Genomic DNA, 1,168 nt, shown 5'->3' with positions numbered 1-1,168 from the left:
TGTTCTGAGTCTGACGCTTGTTACCGATTTCCGCGAATTTCATCGAGTTTGTCCAGCGCGCGGCGTTCGCGGGTAAGGATGTCTTGCGCCGACTTTGTCCAGACGAAGGGCTTCGGTTTCCTGTTGTGAAGCAGCAGGTAGTCGTAGATCGCCTCCTCCAGCTCATCAACGCTGTCGTAGCTACCCCGGCGAATGCGGCGGTTGGTGATCTCGGCGAAGAAGCGTTCGACCATGTTCAACCACGACGCGCTGGTGGGAGTGAAATGCAGCTTGAACCGAGGGTGCTTCGTGAGCCAGTCCTGCACCTCGAGCGTCTTGTGGGTCGCATAGTTGTCGAGGACCAGATGCACGTCGCGCGGCTTCAGGACGGCGCGGTCGATGCGGCGCAGGAATGCGAGGAACTCCTTCGCCCGGTGGCGCGGCATGCATTCGCCAATGACCATGCCCGACTTCACATCGAGCGCGGCAAACAGCGTCGTCGTGCCGTTCCGCTTGTAATCGTGGGTCATGGTGGCGGCGCGGCCCTTCTTCAGCGGCAGCCCGGGCTGTGTCCGGTCGAGCGCCTGGATCTGCGACTTCTCGTCGACGCAGAGCACCACCGCCCGGTCCGGCGGATCGAGGTAGAGGCCGACGATCTCGGTGACCTTCTCCTCGAACATCGGGTCGTTCGACACCTTGAACCCCTTGGTCAGATGCGGTTTCAGACCGGCTTCCGCCCAGATGCGACCGACGCTCGACGGCGAGATGCCCACCGCCTCGGCCATGGTCGACCGGCTCCAGTGGGTGGCATCAGGCGGCGTCTCCTTCACCGTCTTCGCGATCACCTTCAGGCGTGTCTCTCGCGGCAGCGGCGGCACCCGCGAGGGCCGGGTCTTGTCGCGCTTCAGGCCATCGACGCCTTCGTCGAGATACCGCGCCTGCCAGCGCCAGACCGTCGGCTTCGACGTCATGGCGCGCCGCATGATCTCGCTGGTGCCGCAACCATCCGCCGTTGCCAGCACGATCTCCGCACGCCAGACCACCTTGCGCGGCGTGTTGCGATTGGCGCACAGAGATACGAGTTGCGCACGGTCAGCGGGGCCGAGGTAAAGGCAGATGTCATTGCGTCTCATGCCCCGATTGTGACACACCTGTTCACGGTTGGGAATCTTCCGTCAGGCGGCTAACA

Annotated in this window: 1 protein-coding gene; it reads right to left on the bottom strand. The window is 63.4% G+C overall.

Annotation, left to right across the window (positions count from 1 at the left end; all coding sequences use genetic code 11):
* Positions 1 to 20 precede the first annotated feature (20 nt).
* On the bottom strand, positions 21 to 1,112 hold the full coding sequence (locus EGN72_RS00265; RefSeq protein ID WP_127044679.1) for an IS630 family transposase: 1,092 nt from the start codon (positions 1,110 to 1,112) through the stop codon (positions 21 to 23).
* Positions 1,113 to 1,168: the final 56 nt, after the last annotated feature.

The sequence above is a fragment of the Pseudorhodobacter sp. E13 genome, assembly GCF_003991405.1.
In the GTDB taxonomy this organism is placed as follows: domain Bacteria; phylum Pseudomonadota; class Alphaproteobacteria; order Rhodobacterales; family Rhodobacteraceae; genus Pseudorhodobacter.
The sequence above is the reverse complement of the archived record's forward strand: the minus strand, read 5'-3'. Positions and strand labels throughout refer to the sequence as shown.